The organism is Pseudomonas sp. CFBP 13711, from assembly GCF_014842265.1.
Lineage (GTDB): Bacteria > Pseudomonadota > Gammaproteobacteria > Pseudomonadales > Pseudomonadaceae > Aquipseudomonas.
In genome coordinates, this window is the sequence record NZ_JACYVI010000013.1 from 127,709 (window position 1) to 143,057 (window position 15,349).

A 15,349-nucleotide genomic window follows, 5' to 3' on the forward strand; every position below is an offset into this window, starting at 1 on the left:
GGCAGGAAAGGCTGGGAGCGTAGGGAAGAAATCCACCGCAACTGCGGTACATAACGCTGTACACGGGGAGGGAAATTCAGGATTGAATGGCGAAGACGCGGCGACGTCCGGCCATGAATGCGAAAGGCCTGCACGTTGAGTGGCGTGCAGGCCCTTTCATCGGAAGACAATCCAGCCGATCAGGCTTTCGACGTGCGCTCAACGTGACCGGCGAAGGCGTCGATGATGTTCTGCAGGAACGGACGGGTTTTCTCGTTCAGCTTGCCCTGTTCGTCAAAGAAGGTGCCCGCGTTGCCCAGGTACGCTTCCGGCTGCTGCATGCACAGCACGTCAAGGAACACGAAGCACTGGCGCAAATGCTGGTTGGCGCCAAAGCCACCGATTGCACCCGGCGACGCACTGACCACCGCTGCCGGTTTCGCACTGCCCCAGGCGCTTTTGCCGTAGGGACGCGAGCCAACGTCAATGGCGTTCTTCAGCGCGCCCGGCACCGAGCGGTTGTATTCCGGGGTGACGAACAGGAAGCCGTCGGCACCCTGCAAGGCTTCACGAAATGCGGTGTAAGCCGCGGGCGGCGAATCATGGTCGATGTCTTCGTTATAGAGCGGCAGGTCGCCAATTTCGACGATGCTCAGTTTCAGGCTTGGCGGCGCCAGTTCGGCCAGTGCACGGGCCACTTTGCGGTTGATGGAATCTTTCCTCAAGCTGCCGACGATGACTGCAATCGAATGAACCTGGCTCATGAAACGGACCTTCTGCTGTTGGAGGAGATAACAGTTATAGATGAAACATGTGCGCAATTCTGTGTTGTTTTTCCGTTGCTAATCATCGAAGGGTTCGATGCTGTAGCGTGGGTTATCGGCGCATGTGCGTCGCGCGGGGCGCGCAACCTGCGCTCGCGACTATTTTTCCGGGCGCCGAAAACTCCCCCTGAAAACCGCGGTCTGACTGCCTTAGGCGAATAAGGTCCTGATAGAAATTTGGGAATTACCTTACAAGCGGACACGGTTTATTCACTCGCGGTGTTAGGATGCGAGCGAAAACGAGCAGTTATTTCCAGAGGTTACAAAGCAAATGGCTTCAGTTCTAGTTGGGCAATTTCATGCGCGGGACGCGGAGGGACGCGTTTACTCGGTGCATGAATTCCGTGAATCACAGCCTGATGAGGCTGATGGCAAGGAGCCCGTTTCAACTTATCGCCTGGCCATTGGCGACCGCGTCAAGCACTTGAGCGGAGAGGAATTCGAGTTGATTCAAAGCAAGGTCGTACTGACAAGAGAGCGCTGAGGCGCTGCTGCAAGCCCGGCTCCTTACACACAGGCCGCTCACGTCGCGCGGCCACGAGTCAGGCCATACGGGCTTGCAGCTTCAATCGACGACAGGCCCGTCGAACAGCAGATACCAGAAAATCGCCGCCTCTTGCGTACCCGGATCTATCGCGCGATAACGCAGATGATCCACCCCGCCGACCACAAATCCGTAGCGCTCATATAACCGACACGCCGCCAGATTATTGTTCTGGGTTTCCAGGGTAATGCCCGGCAGACCACGCTTGCGGCTCCAGAACTGCGCCACGTCCAGCAGCTTTTGCGCCACGCCATTGCGCCGCGCGCCGTTGTCGACTGCCAGCTCATCGATGTGGGCGAAACCGTTCCAGTGCTGGCTGACCACCACATGCCCGACCGGCTGTTCATCGAGCCAGGCCACCAGCACAGTGCTGTCGGCGGCGTCCCGATAATGGCAGAACTCTTCGGAATCGATACCGTAGTTTTTCAGGTAGGGCTCGACAGGTTCGACGGGCCACTGCGCCACGGGCTCGCCGATCTGCACCCGGGCATAACCGGTAACGGTGAACGTGAATTCGCTGTTGAGGATGTAATCCTCGAAGCACTCGTCAGCGACACGAATGCTGAAAGTCGGGCTGGACGTGTTCACCATGGGCCTCCTGCACCATTACCGGATCGACATCACCTTCTCTCAAGGCCGCTGCCTGGCGCAAGCAGGGCCTTGAACGCCGCTGCCATCGTCAGGCTTCGGCCTGAGTCTGCGCCTCGAGCAACTGAGTCCACAGGGCCGGGGCACCGGCGGATTTGGCGATCACGGCCAGACGCGCTTCGTGCTCCGCCAGCTCGGCCTCGCTGGCGACGATGATGCGGCCCGGCGTGCGGTTGGCGATCCGGCGGATCTCGGAAGGACGATCAGCGCCGCCCTCTCCATCGTTGTTGCCGGCCAGCGACAGGGTCGTCTGGCCACCGGTCATCGCCAGATAGACTTCCGCGAGAATCTCGGAGTCGAGCAAGGCGCCGTGCAGTTCGCGGCCGGAGTTGTCGACGTCGTAGCGTTTGCACAGGGCGTCGAGGCTATTGCGCTGGCCCGGATGCCGCTCGCGGGCCATGGCCAACGTGTCGAGGATGGTGCAGTAGCTGCTGAGGTTGGCGCGATCGTGCTGGCCGATCAGGGCGAATTCGTTGTTCAGAAAGCCGACGTCGAACGCCGCGTTGTGGATGATCAGCTGAGCGCCTTTGATGAACTCGAAGAATTCGTCGGCGACTTCGGCAAAACGCGGTTTGCCGATCAGGAACTGGTCGGTGATGCCGTGAACGCCGATGGCGCCCTCGTCACTCTCCCGGTCCGGTTGCAGGTAAACGTGGAAATGCCGCCCGGTCAGACGCCGGCCAACCAGCTCGACGCAGCCGATTTCGATGACCCGATGGCCATCGGTGACGGGCATACCGGTGGTCTCGGTATCGAGGACAACCCTTCGTTCAGTGATGATGTTTTGTACAGTCATTGCCTACCGCCTCAGCTTCAGGCGCGGATATTAGCATGGGGGTTTTGGGATGTGGGCGGCCTTGCCAGACCGCACCTGCCAGTGTGGGAGTGAGCTTGCTCGCGAAGAGGTCAGTGCCTCCACTCAATCTCTAGCAGCCGGAATGCCGCATTCGTGAGCAAGCTCACTCCCACAGGGTCCGTGTTTGCTCCACGACCGCGCAGCATCTGGACGACGGAGATCCCGCGCAGGACTCAGCCATCAGCCGTGCTTGATACCGCGCACTTCATCCACCCCACGGTTCGCCAACTGGTCGGCGCGTTCGTTGCCGGGATGGCCGATATGCCCGCGCACCCACTTCCAGCTCACGTTGTGCCGGCTGACCTGCTCGTCCAGCTGCTTCCACAGATCGGCGTTTTTAACCGGTTCCTTCGCCGCTGTCTTCCAGCCGCGCTTCTTCCAGTTGGTCATCCACTCGGTGATGCCTTTCATCACGTACTGCGAGTCGGTCACCAGGATCACTTCACACGGCCGCTTCAGCTCTTCGAGCCCGCGAATGGCGCCGAGCAGCTCCATACGGTTATTGGTGGTGTTGGCTTCACCGCCCCAGAGTTCTTTTTCAACGCCTTTGCACACCAGCAACGCACCCCAGCCGCCAGGGCCCGGGTTGCCCTTGCAGGCGCCATCGGTGAAGAGTTCTACGGTATCGCTCATTACGATGTTTCCAGAAAATTGAGAAAGCGTGGCGCCGGCCGGACAATCAAGGCTCGGGCGTGCGCCGATTGACCTTGGCCATGGGCAACGGCAGCAGTTTGCCCATCGGCTCGCGACGCGGCATGCGCACAGGCCGCAATCCGACACTCATCTTGCGCGCGATCAATAGATAGAAGCCGCCGCCGGGACTTTGCCAGCCATCGCCGAGACGTTCGAGTCCGGCCAGACGGGCCTGCCACTTGGGCGAAGCGAGCGGCGGACGATAGCACCCGAAGCGGCGTTTCTCCAGCGCGAAGCCCAGCAGGTTGAGCCAGTCGCCGACCCGTGAAGGCGAGATGCAGCGGGCCCTGCGCAAGGCATCGTTGGCAAAGAAATGACGAATGCCCCAGGTGCTCCAGGGATTGATCCCGACGATCACCAAGTGCCCGCCGGGACGCACGCTGCTGGCGGCTTCGCGCAACAGGCCGTGGGGCGACAGGCAGAAATCCAGGCCATGCTGCATGACCACCACATCCGCGGCGTGTTCGCTCAACGGCCAGGCCTGCTCTTCGCAGACAATTTCAACGCCCGGCAACGGCGCGCCCAGCCGCACATTGCGCTGAACTTGTTTCGCCGCTGGCGGCGTTTGTGCCGACGGGCCGTAATGCACCAGATAGCCGCCAAAAAAACGTTCGAGCTCTTGCTCCAGCACGCGGCTTTCTTCTTCCAGCAACAACTGCCCCAAGGGCCCGGACAGCCAGTCGCGGGCGGCGCTGATCAGCTCAAGCCATTCAGGATCGGCCTGGGCGAACGCTTCATCGGTCATTTCCGGTCTCCATGAGAGGGTCATTGCGATAGAGACTCGCCTCGAGTCTGTTCAGACCCTAAGATGCTTCTCTATGTTTCCAGCCAAGCGAACCGCGCCATGATACAGGTCGATGCCCTGCCCGCTTTCAGCGATAACTACATCTGGTTGTTACAAGACAATGCCGTCAAGCGCTGCGCCGTGGTTGACCCGGGTGATGCTGCCCCCGTCATTGCCTGGCTGGAACGCAACCCGGACTGGCGCCTGACCGACATTCTCATCACCCATCACCACGCGGACCACACCGGCGGCGTCGCGCAACTTAAAACGCTCACCGGCGCCAAGGTCTACGGCCCGGTCAATGAGAACATTCCGGCGCGGGACGTGGCCCTGTCCGACAACGACCAGCTCACCGTACTCGGCCTGACATTTGCCGTCCATGCAGTCCCCGGCCACACCCTGGGCCACATCGCCTTTTACCACGCCGACGCGCAACAGCCGCTGCTGTTCTGCGGCGACACGCTGTTCGCGGCGGGTTGCGGGCGGTTGTTCGAAGGCACCCCGCAGCAGATGCATCACTCCCTGAGCCGGCTCGCCGAGCTGCCCGACAGCACCCTTGTCTACTGCGCCCACGAATACACACTGAGCAATCTGCGCTTTGCCGTCGCGGTCGAGCCGGAGAATGCCGACGTAGTGGAACGCTTCGAGCAAGTGACGCAATGGCGTGCGCAAAATCGCATCAGCGTGCCGTCGACGCTGGCGCTCGAGCGCAAGACCAATCCGTTTCTGCGAGCCTCCGTCATCTCCGTGAAACAAAAAGCAGACGAACGGAGCGGAACCCACAACGCAACGCCCACAGAGGTCTTTGCGGTGCTGCGGGCATGGAAAGATAAGTTCTAAACAGGCGGCGAATCAGCACGGAAATTCTGAAAGGTTGACCGTTCAGCAGCCACTTTCTAGAATCGCCCGACATTTTCGCCTGGAACTATCCCCCAGCCAATGTCGTCATCTATACGTAAAACCTTCAATTCCGACACATTGACTCGGTTGGCCCAGGCAATCGCGGTGGTCGCGAGCGCGACACTGGCAGGCTGCCAGAGCACCGGCGGCCTGGAATCCGGCAGCGGCGCCAGCGCCGCTCACCCCGTCGCCAGCACCAAACCGAAACCTGTTTATATCGCGCGCAAACCCGTGCCGCTGGCCCCGCCCCATGATGTCTGGGAGCGCATGCGTCAGGGTTTCCAGCTGCAAGACGGCAACGACCTCAACCCGCGCATCGATCAGCAACGCCTCTGGTACGCGAACAACCCGTCGTTTCTCGAAACGGCCGGGAACCGCGGCAGCTTGTACATGCACTACATCGTCGAGCGACTGGAAGAGCGCAACATGCCCCTCGAGCTGGCGCTGCTGCCGGTGATCGAGAGCGCGTACAACCCGATGGCCTTGTCGCGCAGCGATGCGGCGGGGATCTGGCAGTTCATTCCGTCCACCGGCCGCTACTTCAACCTGCGCCAGACCAATTTCTACGATGGCCGCCGCGACATCACGGCGTCCACCACGGCAGCGCTGGATTACCTGACCAAGCTGCACGACATGTTCAACGGCGACTGGCTGCTGGCACTGGCAGCCTATAACGCCGGCGAAGGCACAGTCAGCCGCGCCATTGAACGCAACGAAAAGCTCAACCTGCCCACCGATTACTGGAACCTGCCGCTGCCGCAGGAAACCCGCGACTACGTGCCGAAACTGCTGGCGCTCTCCCAGGTGGTCATGTCGCCGGACGCCTATGGCGTCAACCTCAACCCGATCGACAACAAGCCGTACTTCCAGGTGGTCGAGCTGAATCAGCGCATGGACCTGTCGAAAGTCGCCGCCATGGCGAACATCGACGAAGACGAGCTGGTCCAGCTCAACCCTGCGTTCAAGAAGCGCCTGACCATCGACGGCCCTCAGCACTTGCTGGTGCCGACGTCGAAATCCCAATTGCTGACGGCGAACCTGTCGAACATGAAGCCCGAAGAGCTGGTCGACTGGCAGCAATACCGCGTACGCTCGGGCGACAGCCTGGCCAGCATCGCCAGCCGCTACAAGGTCTCGACCAGCACCCTCAAGGACATCAACAAGCTGTCCGGCAACCAGGTAAAACGCGGCCAGGCGCTGACGATTCCGGTGCAACCGGGCATGCAGTACGCGATGCCGGTGTTTGAGGAAGTCGCCGAGGTGGACGAGAAGCCCGCGCGCACCCGCAGCTACAGGGTGAAAAAGGGCGACAACCTGGTGCAGATCGCGCGTATCAATAAGGTCGACGTCAAGGATTTGCAGCACTGGAACAAGCTGTCCGGCCAGAACCTTAAGGTCGGCCAGACGCTGGTCATGCAGGACAACAGCAAACCGGCGAAAGCCAGCTCCCGTGCCGTGGCCAAGGCCGACAGCAGCGCCAGGGGCGAGGACGCCGGCAAGAAGTCGATGCAGTACAAGATTCAGAAAGGCGATTCGATGTACCTCGTCGCCAAGCGCTTCAACGTCGAAATGCAGCACCTCAAGCGCTGGAATCCGCGCAGCGGCCAGGCGCTCAAGCCAGGGCAGACGTTGACGGTTTATTTGCCCCATTGATCTAGCGCCCGCCGCGCTCTGGTGGGAGCCAGCGCGCTCCCCCAGGCTCTCGCCCATGTCGGCACCCTCCAGCCGCCCGCACCACCCTTTTTCCAGCCGATACAAGCTGTTACTGTGACCGACCGCTGCCTGGATCGACCGCCGACTTGATACGTCACCTGCTGCTGACTTTCAGCCTGGTCTTGAGCACGACAGCCGCCGCGACCATCAGCGAAAGCCATGGTTACGCACAATTCGGCGTCCTCAAGTACCCTGCCAGCTTCACGCATTTCGACTGGGTCAATCCTGAGGCGCCGAAGGCTGGCACCCTGCGAATCATGGCCAACGGCACGTTCGATACCCTCAACCCCTACACCTTCAAGGGCAGCAGCCCGATTTCGACGCCCAACTTCGGCCAGTATGGCGTCAGCGAGCTGAACGAACCGCTGATGGTCGGCACCGGCCAATACGACCCCTCCGGTGATGAACCGACCTCCAGTTATGGCCTGATCGCCAAAACCGTCGAATACAGCGACGACCGCAGCTGGGTCGTTTTCAACCTGCGCCCCGAAGCGCGCTTTCACGACGGCAAGCCAATTACCGCCTACGACGTGGCGTTTTCCTACAGAACGCTGCTGAAGGACGGTCATCCGCAGTACCGCACCGCGTTGCAGGAAGTGCAGCGGGTGGACATCCTCAACCGCCATCGCATTCGTTTCGTGTTCAAGCGCTCCGGCAATCCATTACTGATTCTGCGCCTCGGCGAGCTGCCGGTTCTGCCGCAGCATTACTGGAAGAACCGCGACTTCAAGGCCACCTCCTTCGAGCCTCCGTTGGGCAGCGGCCCCTATCGCATCACCCAGGTGCGGCCGGGGCGCAGTCTGGTGTTTGAACGCGTGAAGGATTACTGGGGCAAGGACCTGCCGGTCAATCGCGGCAAGTACAACTTCAACCGCGTCGAGGTGGAGTTCTACCGCGACGCCGACGTGGCGTTCGAAGCGTTCAAGGCCGGTGAGTTCGACATCTACATCGAGCATCAGGCGAAGAACTGGCTCACCGGTTATGACTTCCCGGCGGTGACCGAGGGCAAGGTGATCAAGGCGCAAATCCCGCACCAGATCCCCACCCAGACCCAAGGGCTGTTCATGAACACCCGTCGCGGCGCGTTCGCCGACATCCGCGTGCGCGAAGCCCTGGGGCTGATGTTCAACTTCGAGTGGACCAACCGCACGCTGTTCAACGACGCCTACATGCGCTCGACGAGCTACTACCCCAACAGCGAATTCACTTCCAGCGGACTGCCCGCCGGCCGCGAATTCCTCATGCTCGCGCCCTACCGCGAGCAGTTGCCGACCAGGCTGTTCACCCAGCCCTTCGAAGTGTCGAAAACCGACGGCGGCGGCGTGCCCCGGGATTCCATTCGCAAGGCGCTGGGGCTGCTGGCCGACGCGGGCTGGACATTCACCGAGCGCGGCTTGACCAACAGCGCAGGGCAGCCGTTGCGTTTCGAAATACTTCTGGTCAATCCCAACCTAGAACGAATCCTGCAGCCTTACATCGAAGACCTCACGCGGATCGGCGTCGACGCGCACCTGCGCACCGTCGACCGCGCCCAATACAAACAGCGGCTGGACCAGTTCGATTTCGACATGATTCTGATGACCCTGAACCAGACCCTCAGTCCGGGGCTGGAGCAATGGCAGTATTTCCATTCCAGCCAGGCCAACATCAAAGGCAGCAAAAATTACGCGGGGGTTGCCAACCCGGTGGTCGACAACCTGCTCAACCAGTTGCTGGCGGCAAAAACCCGGGATGACCAGGTGGCGGCCACCCGCGCCCTGGATCGCGTGTTGCTGTGGCAGCACTACATGATCCCCAACTGGTACCTCAATAATCATCGTCTGGCGTACCGCAACCGGTTCGCCATGGTCACCACCCCGCCCTACACCCTGGGCCTGCGTGCGTGGTGGCTCAAGCCTTCGGAGAAAACCCAATGACTGCCCTGCGCTCCCTGACCCGCGCCGGCGGCCTGTTTCTGAGTCCGTTCGTGCTGGCCCCGCTGCTGCTGGGCGTGACCGGTGCAGCCCACGCGGCCCCGCAACACGCCATCACCCTGTACAACGAAGCGCCGAAATACCCGGCGGACTTCAAGCATTTCGATTACGTGAACCCGGACGCGCCCAAAGGCGGGATTCTGCGCAGCGCCGGTTTTGGCGGCTTCGACAGCCTCAACCCATTCATCAGCAAGGGCGTGCCTGCCGACGACATCGGCCTGATCTACGACACCCTCGCCCGCCAGGGCCTGGACGAGCCGTTCACCGAATACGGCCTGATTGCCGGCAAGATCGAAAAGGCCCCGGACAACAGCTGGGTGCGTTTCTATCTACGCCCCGAAGCGAAATTCAACGACGGCCATCCGGTTCGCGCCGAAGACGTGGTGTTCAGCTTCGAGACCCTGATCAAGGACGGCTCGCCGCTGTACCGCAGCTATTACGCGGACGTTGATCAGGCCGTCGCCGAAAACCCGACCACGGTGCTGTTCAAGTTTAAGCACAACGATAACCGCGAACTGCCGCTGATCCTCGGCCAGTTGCCGGTACTGCCAAAACATTGGTGGGCTACCCGCGACTTCAGCAAGGGCAACCTGGAAATTCCGCTGGGCAGCGGGCCGTACAAGGTGGTCGAGGTCAAGGCCGGGCGCTCGGTGCGCTACGAGCGGGTCAAGGATTACTGGGGCAAGGACCTGCCGATCAACAAGGGCTTCTACAACTTCGACCGGTTGTCCACCGACTACTACCGCGACAACACGGTGGCGCTCGAAGCACTGAAAGCCGGCGCCTTCGACTACTGGCAGGAAATGGCGGCGAAGAACTGGGCGACGGCCTATGACGTTCCGGCTGTCAGACAGGGCCGTCTGATCAAGGAAGAAATTCCCAACGGCAACCCCCAGGGCATGCAGGGCTTTATCTTCAATCTGCGCAAACCGATGTTTCAGGACGTGCGCGTGCGTCAGGCCCTCAGCCTGTTGCTCGACTTCGAGTGGACCAACAAGCAGCTGTTCTTCGGCAGCTACACCCGTACCAAAAGCTATTTCGACAATTCCGACATGGGCGCCAAAGGCCTGCCGACGCCTGCCGAGCTGAAGATTCTCGAACCTCTGCGCGGCAAGCTGCCGGAATCGGTGTTCACCGAGGAATTCAAACTGCCGGTCACCGATGGCAGCGGCATCATCCGCGAGCAACAGCGCAAGGCGTTCCAGTTGCTCAAGGAGGCCGGCTGGAAGATCGTCGGCGACAAGATGGTCGACACCGAAGGCAAGCCCGTCACCATCGAGTTTTTGCTCGCCCAGACCGAATTCGAGCGGGTGCTGCTGCCGTACAAACGCAACCTGGCTGACATCGGCATCGACCTGGAAATCCGTCGGGTCGACGTCTCCCAGTACATCACCCGCCGCCGCTCACGGGACTACGACATGATCGTCGGCAGTTTCCCGCAATCGAGCTCGCCGGGTAACGAACAGCGCGAATACTGGGACTCCTCCGCCGCCGACAAACCGGGCAGCTACAACGTGATCGGCCTCAAGGACCCGGCGGTCGACACGCTGGTGAACGGCTTGATCAACGCCGACTCGCGCCAGAGCCTGATCGACCACACTCGCGCCCTCGACCGTGCGCTGCTGTGGGGCTACTACGTGATCCCGAACTGGCACATCAAGACCTGGCGGGTGGCGTACTGGGATCACTTGGGCCACCCGGGCAAAACCCCGCTGTACGACATCGGCACCGTGACCTGGTGGGTCAAACCCGACGCGACGCCGGCCATTCCCGTGCAAGTCGCGCCAGATCAAGTGCCGGCCGACGCCGAGTCATCAAAAGGCACGGAGCAATAACATGCTGGCCTACATCCTGCGGCGCTTGCTGCTGATCATCCCGACCCTGTTCGGCATTTTGCTGATCAACTTCGTCATCATTCAGGCGGCACCGGGCGGTCCGGTGGAGCAGATGATCGCCAAGCTCGAAGGCTTCGAAGGCGCCACGAGCCGCATCGCGGGCGGCGGCGCGGAAGTCTCGGTGGCCGGCTCGACCTATCGCGGCGCACAGGGCCTGGACCCGAGCCTGATCAAGGAAATCGAGCACATGTACGGCTTCGACAAATCGGCGCCGGAACGCTTGTGGATCATGGTCAAGAACTACGCCCATCTGGATTTCGGCGACAGCTTCTTTCGCGACGCCAAGGTCATCGACCTGATCGTGGAGAAGATGCCGGTGTCGATCTCCCTCGGGCTGTGGAGCACGCTGATCATGTACCTGGTGTCGATCCCCCTGGGGATCGCCAAAGCCACGCGACACGGCAGCCATTTCGACGTCTGGACCAGCTCGGCGATTATCGTCGGCTATGCCATCCCGGCGTTCCTGTTCGCCATCCTGCTGATCGTGGTATTCGCCGGCGGCAGCTATTTCGACTGGTTCCCGTTGCGCGGATTAACGTCGAGCAACTTTGATGAGATGAGCTGGCTGGGCAAAGTGGGCGACTACTTCTGGCACCTGGTGCTGCCGATCACCGCGCTGGTCATCGGCAACTTCGCCACCATGACCCTGCTGACGAAAAACAGCTTTCTCGATGAAATCGGCAAGCAGTACGTGATCACCGCCAAGGCCAAGGGCCTGACCCAACGCCGTGTGCTTTACGGCCACGTGTTCCGTAACGCCATGCTGCTGGTGATCGCGGGTTTCCCGTCGGCGTTCATTGGCATCTTCTTCACCGGCTCCCTGCTGGTGGAAGTGATCTTTTCCCTCGACGGCCTTGGCCTGATGAGCTTCGAAGCGGCGATCAACCGCGATTACCCGGTGGTGTTCGGCACCCTATTCATCTTCACCCTGCTGGGGCTGGTGGTGAAACTGATCGGCGACCTGACCTACACGCTCGTTGACCCACGCATCGACTTCGACCGCAGGGATCATTGATATGACGCTGTCCCCTCTCAATCGACGCCGTTTCGAACGCTTCAAGGCCAACAAGCGTGGCTGGTGGTCGCTGTGGCTGTTTCTGATCCTGTTCGGCGCCAGCCTGGGCGCCGAGCTCATCGCCAACGACAAGCCGCTGGCCGTGCGCTACGACGGCGAGTGGTACTTCCCGGTGTTCAAGCGCTACCCGGAAACCACCTTTGGCGGCGAATTCCCGCTGGAAGCCAACTACAAAAGCCCGTACATCAAGGAGCTGCTGGCGGCCAAAGACGGCTGGACGCTGTGGGCACCGATTCCGTTCAGCTACCAGAGCATCAACTACGACCTGAAGGTTCCGGCCCCTGCGCCGCCTTCGCGGGAGAACCTGCTGGGCACCGACGATCAGGGCCGTGACGTGCTGGCGCGGGTGATCTACGGCTTCCGCGTGTCGGTGCTGTTCGCCCTGACGCTGACGATCCTCAGCTCGATCATCGGCGTGATCGCCGGGGCGCTGCAGGGCTTTTACGGCGGCTGGGTCGATCTGATCGGCCAGCGCTTCCTGGAGATATGGTCCGGGTTGCCGGTGCTGTATTTGCTGATCATCCTCGCCAGCTTCGTCCAGCCCAACTTCTGGTGGCTGCTGGGAATCATGCTGCTGTTTTCGTGGATGAGCCTGGTGGATGTGGTGCGCGCTGAGTTCCTGCGCGGCCGCAACCTGGAATACGTGCGCGCCGCCCGGGCGCTAGGCATGGAGAACGGCGCAATCATGTTCCGCCACATCCTGCCCAACGCAATGGTCTCGACCATGACCTTCATGCCGTTCATTCTCACCGGCGCGATCGGCACGCTGACCGCGCTGGACTTCCTCGGCTTCGGCCTGCCCGCGGGCTCGCCTTCGCTGGGCGAACTGGTGGCGCAAGGCAAATCCAACCTGCAGGCGCCGTGGCTGGGCATCAGTGCCTTTGCCGTGCTGGCGATCATGTTGAGCCTGCTGGTGTTCATCGGCGAATCCGCCCGCGACGCATTCGACCCGAGGAAATGAGATGAATCAGGACAATCTGGTCGAGATCCGCGACCTCTCCGTCGAATTCGTGAACGGCACCAACGTGCAGCGGGTGGTCGAAGGCATCAGCTTCGACATCCGCAAGGGCGAAACCCTGGCGCTGGTCGGCGAAAGCGGATCGGGCAAGTCAGTCACCGCCCATTCGATTCTGCGATTGCTGCCCTACCCGCTGGCGCGCCACCCGACCGGGACGATTCGCTACGCCGGTGATGACCTGCTGACAGTCAGTGAGAAACGCCTGCGGGGCATTCGCGGCAATCGCATCGCGATGATCTTCCAGGAGCCGATGACCTCGCTGAACCCGCTGCAGTCCATCGAAAAACAGATCAACGAAGTGCTCGGCCTGCACAAGGGCCTGACCGGCAAAGCCGCGACGCGGCGCACGCTGGAGCTGCTGGAGCTGGTGGGGATTCCGGAACCGGCCAAGCGCCTGAAAGCCTTGCCCCACGAGCTGTCTGGCGGCCAGCGCCAGCGGGTGATGATTGCGATGGCCTTGGCCAACGAGCCCGAGCTGCTGATCGCCGATGAGCCGACCACCGCGCTGGACGTCACCGTGCAGCTGAAAATCCTCGAGCTGCTCAAGGAATTGCAGGCCCGGCTGGGCATGGCCTTGCTGCTGATCAGCCATGATTTGAACGTCGTCAGGCAAATTGCCAACCGAGTATGTGTCATGCAGCGCGGTTGCATCGTCGAACAGGCATCGTGCGAAGAGCTGTTCCGCGCGCCGCAGCATCCGTACACCCGTGAACTGCTCAGCGCAGAGCCCAAAGGCGGGCCGGCGAACAATCCGCCGGGCGCACCGATGCTGGAAGTCGAGGACCTGCGGGTCTGGTTTCCGATCAAGAAAGGCGTGTTCAAACGCACAGTCGATCACGTCAAGGCCGTCGACGGCATTCACTTCAGTCTGCCCAAGGGCCAGACGCTTGGGATTGTCGGCGAGAGCGGCTCGGGCAAATCGACGCTGGGCCTGGCGATCCTGCGGTTGATTCGCAGCGAAGGCGGGATACGCTTCCACGGGCAATCGCTGGGCGGGATGAACCAGCATCAGGTCAGGCCGCTGCGGCGGCAGATGCAGGTGGTGTTTCAGGACCCGTTCGGCAGCCTTAGCCCGCGCATGTCGGTGTGTGACATCGTTGGCGAAGGCCTGCGGATCCACAAGATGGGCACGCCGGTGGAGCAGGAAGCGGCGGTGGTCGAAGCGCTCAAGGAAGTGGGTCTTGATCCAGCGACCCGGCACCGCTACCCCCATGAGTTTTCCGGGGGACAACGGCAAAGGATCGCCATTGCCCGGGCATTAGTGTTAAAACCGGCGCTGATTTTGCTGGACGAGCCGACGTCGGCACTCGACCGCACCGTTCAGCGTCAAGTGGTGGAGCTGTTACGCTCCCTGCAAACCAAGTACAACCTGACGTATTTGTTCATCAGCCATGATCTGGCGGTGGTCAAGGCGTTAAGCCACCAACTGATGGTGGTGAAACAAGGCCAAGTGGTCGAACAGGGTGTGGCAGAAGACATCTTCGCCGCACCGCAACATCCTTATACACAGCAGCTGCTGGAGGCCGCCTTCTTGGCGCCGGCAGCTGTCGATTAACCTGAAGAGGAACAAAACAATGGGTTTTCTCGCCGGTAAGCGCGTCCTGATCGTCGGTGTCGCCAGCAAATTGTCCATCGCATCCGGTATCGCTGCCGCCATGCACCGCGAGGGCGCTGAGCTTGCCTTCACGTATCAGAACGAAAAACTCAAGAAGCGCGTCGAGGAATTCGCCGAGAGCTGGGGTTCGAACGCTGATCTGTGCTTCCCTTGCGACGTCGCCAGCGACGAAGAAATCGCCAAGGTTTTCGAAGAACTGAGCAAAAAGTGGGACGGCCTGGACTGCATCGTGCATTCCGTGGGCTTCGCACCGGGCGACCAGCTGGACGGTGACTTCACCCAAGCCACCACCCGTGAAGGTTTCCGCATCGCTCACGACATCAGCGCCTACAGCTTCGTGGCCCTGGCCAAAGCTGGCCGCGACCTGATGAAGGGCCGCAATGGCAGCCTGTTGACGCTGTCGTACCTGGGCGCCGAGCGCACCATGCCGAACTACAACGTGATGGGTATGGCCAAGGCCAGCCTTGAAGCCGGTGTCCGTTACCTGGCCCGCAGCCTCGGCCCGGAAGGTACCCGCGTCAACGCGGTATCGGCTGGCCCGATCCGTACCCTCGCGGCGTCGGGTATTTCGAACTTCCGCAAAATGCTGGCGGCCAACGAGGCGCAGACTCCATTGCGTCGCAACGTGACCATCGAAGAAGTGGGTAACGCAGGCGCGTTCCTGTGCTCTGACCTGGCGTCCGGTGTCAGTGGCGAGATCATGTACGTCGACGGTGGTTTCAACACCACGGCGATGGGTGATCTGGAAGGTTGATGGTTGCCTGCCCGTTTTCAGCGTGATGACGCTCTGAAGACGGGCGCAAGACCTGCAAGCGCCGGCTAGCTGGCGAAA

14 protein-coding genes and 1 pseudogene are annotated in these 15,349 nt (G+C 61.3%); 10 read left to right on the forward strand and 5 right to left on the reverse strand.

The features are described 5' to 3' along the window. Window positions 1-179 precede the first annotated feature (179 nt). Window positions 180-743: an NADPH-dependent FMN reductase gene (locus IFT47_RS21950; RefSeq protein WP_192174093.1), complete on the reverse strand. Its 564-nt coding sequence runs from the start codon at window positions 741-743 to the stop codon at window positions 180-182. 331 nt (window positions 744-1,074) lie between these two features. On the opposite strand from IFT47_RS21950, the gene IFT47_RS21955 reads away from it, so the two are divergent. Then, the gene (locus IFT47_RS21955) at window positions 1,075-1,287 is read left to right on the forward strand and encodes a hypothetical protein (protein ID WP_192174094.1); all 213 of its coding nucleotides are present in this window, start codon (window positions 1,075-1,077) and stop codon (window positions 1,285-1,287) included. 81 nt (window positions 1,288-1,368) lie between these two features. Here IFT47_RS21955 and IFT47_RS21960 read toward each other — a convergent pair whose 3' ends face one another. The 4 genes from IFT47_RS21960 to IFT47_RS21975 form a co-directional block, all read right to left on the reverse strand. Next, window positions 1,369-1,935 carry a GNAT family N-acetyltransferase gene (locus tag IFT47_RS21960; RefSeq protein ID WP_192174095.1) on the reverse strand — a complete coding sequence of 189 codons (567 nt, stop codon included), beginning with the start codon at window positions 1,933-1,935 and terminating at the stop codon, window positions 1,369-1,371. A gap of 91 nt (window positions 1,936-2,026) precedes the next feature. Beyond that, the gene (dnaQ, locus tag IFT47_RS21965; RefSeq protein WP_192174125.1) at window positions 2,027-2,773 is read right to left on the reverse strand and encodes a DNA polymerase III subunit epsilon; all 747 of its coding nucleotides are present in this window, start codon (window positions 2,771-2,773) and stop codon (window positions 2,027-2,029) included. A 258-nt stretch (window positions 2,774-3,031) separates the two neighbouring features. Next, complete coding sequence (rnhA, locus tag IFT47_RS21970) at window positions 3,032-3,484, reverse strand: ribonuclease HI (RefSeq protein ID WP_192174096.1); 453 nt, start codon at window positions 3,482-3,484, stop codon at window positions 3,032-3,034. A gap of 46 nt (window positions 3,485-3,530) precedes the next feature. After that, complete coding sequence (locus IFT47_RS21975) at window positions 3,531-4,289, reverse strand: class I SAM-dependent methyltransferase (RefSeq protein WP_065986459.1); 759 nt, start codon at window positions 4,287-4,289, stop codon at window positions 3,531-3,533. Window positions 4,290-4,388: 99 nt separating this feature from the next. On the opposite strand from IFT47_RS21975, the gene gloB reads away from it, so the two are divergent. The 9 genes and pseudogenes from gloB (at window position 4,389) to fabI (ending at window position 15,271) form a co-directional block, all read left to right on the forward strand. Next, window positions 4,389-5,168 (forward strand): hydroxyacylglutathione hydrolase, encoded by a 780-nt coding sequence (gloB, locus tag IFT47_RS21980; RefSeq protein WP_192174097.1) that lies wholly within the window; start codon window positions 4,389-4,391, stop codon window positions 5,166-5,168. 99 nt (window positions 5,169-5,267) lie between these two features. Further along, a pseudogene (locus IFT47_RS28290) lies at window positions 5,268-5,376 on the forward strand (lytic transglycosylase domain-containing protein); the annotation flags it as partial. A 68-nt stretch (window positions 5,377-5,444) separates the two neighbouring features. Then, window positions 5,445-6,881 carry a lytic transglycosylase gene (locus tag IFT47_RS21985; protein WP_407073254.1) on the forward strand — a complete coding sequence of 479 codons (1,437 nt, stop codon included), beginning with the start codon at window positions 5,445-5,447 and terminating at the stop codon, window positions 6,879-6,881. Between the two features lie 146 nt (window positions 6,882-7,027). Next, window positions 7,028-8,857, forward strand: a complete 1,830-nt coding sequence (locus IFT47_RS21990; protein ID WP_192174099.1) for an extracellular solute-binding protein — start codon at window positions 7,028-7,030, stop codon at window positions 8,855-8,857. After that, window positions 8,854-10,749, forward strand: a complete 1,896-nt coding sequence (locus IFT47_RS21995; RefSeq protein WP_192174100.1) for an extracellular solute-binding protein — start codon at window positions 8,854-8,856, stop codon at window positions 10,747-10,749. Before IFT47_RS21990 ends, IFT47_RS21995 begins: the two co-directional genes overlap by 4 nt. Window position 10,750: 1 nt before the next feature. Further along, on the forward strand, window positions 10,751-11,824 hold the full coding sequence (locus IFT47_RS22000) for a microcin C ABC transporter permease YejB (RefSeq protein WP_122624745.1): 1,074 nt from the start codon (window positions 10,751-10,753) through the stop codon (window positions 11,822-11,824). A gap of 1 nt (window position 11,825) precedes the next feature. Continuing rightward, a complete protein-coding gene (locus tag IFT47_RS22005; RefSeq protein WP_074891214.1) occupies window positions 11,826-12,845 on the forward strand; it encodes an ABC transporter permease in 1,020 nt (339 codons plus the stop codon). A gap of 1 nt (window position 12,846) precedes the next feature. Beyond that, window positions 12,847-14,457, forward strand: coding sequence for an ABC transporter ATP-binding protein (locus IFT47_RS22010; protein ID WP_192174101.1), 1,611 nt, complete (start codon window positions 12,847-12,849; stop codon window positions 14,455-14,457). 19 nt (window positions 14,458-14,476) lie between these two features. Beyond that, a complete protein-coding gene (fabI, locus tag IFT47_RS22015) occupies window positions 14,477-15,271 on the forward strand; it encodes an enoyl-ACP reductase FabI (protein WP_037013635.1) in 795 nt (264 codons plus the stop codon). The last annotated feature ends 78 nt before the right edge of the window (window positions 15,272-15,349 follow it).

Excerpts from the sequence above, each read along its gene's own strand:
- rnhA (WP_192174096.1), bottom strand. The coding sequence starts at position 3,484 with ATGAGCGATACCGTAGAACTCTTCACCGATGGCGCCTGCAAGGGCAAC.
- IFT47_RS21995 (WP_192174100.1), top strand. The coding sequence starts at position 8,854 with ATGACTGCCCTGCGCTCCCTGACCCGCGCCGGCGGCCTGTTTCTGAGT.
- gloB (WP_192174097.1), top strand. The coding sequence starts at position 4,389 with ATGATACAGGTCGATGCCCTGCCCGCTTTCAGCGATAACTACATCTGG.
- IFT47_RS21955 (WP_192174094.1), top strand. The coding sequence starts at position 1,075 with ATGGCTTCAGTTCTAGTTGGGCAATTTCATGCGCGGGACGCGGAGGGA.
- IFT47_RS21975 (WP_065986459.1), bottom strand. The coding sequence starts at position 4,289 with ATGACCGATGAAGCGTTCGCCCAGGCCGATCCTGAATGGCTTGAGCTG.
- IFT47_RS21950 (WP_192174093.1), bottom strand. The coding sequence starts at position 743 with ATGAGCCAGGTTCATTCGATTGCAGTCATCGTCGGCAGCTTGAGGAAA.
- IFT47_RS22005 (WP_074891214.1), top strand. The coding sequence starts at position 11,826 with ATGACGCTGTCCCCTCTCAATCGACGCCGTTTCGAACGCTTCAAGGCC.
- IFT47_RS22010 (WP_192174101.1), top strand. The coding sequence starts at position 12,847 with ATGAATCAGGACAATCTGGTCGAGATCCGCGACCTCTCCGTCGAATTC.
- IFT47_RS22000 (WP_122624745.1), top strand. The coding sequence starts at position 10,751 with ATGCTGGCCTACATCCTGCGGCGCTTGCTGCTGATCATCCCGACCCTG.
- fabI (WP_037013635.1), top strand. The coding sequence starts at position 14,477 with ATGGGTTTTCTCGCCGGTAAGCGCGTCCTGATCGTCGGTGTCGCCAGC.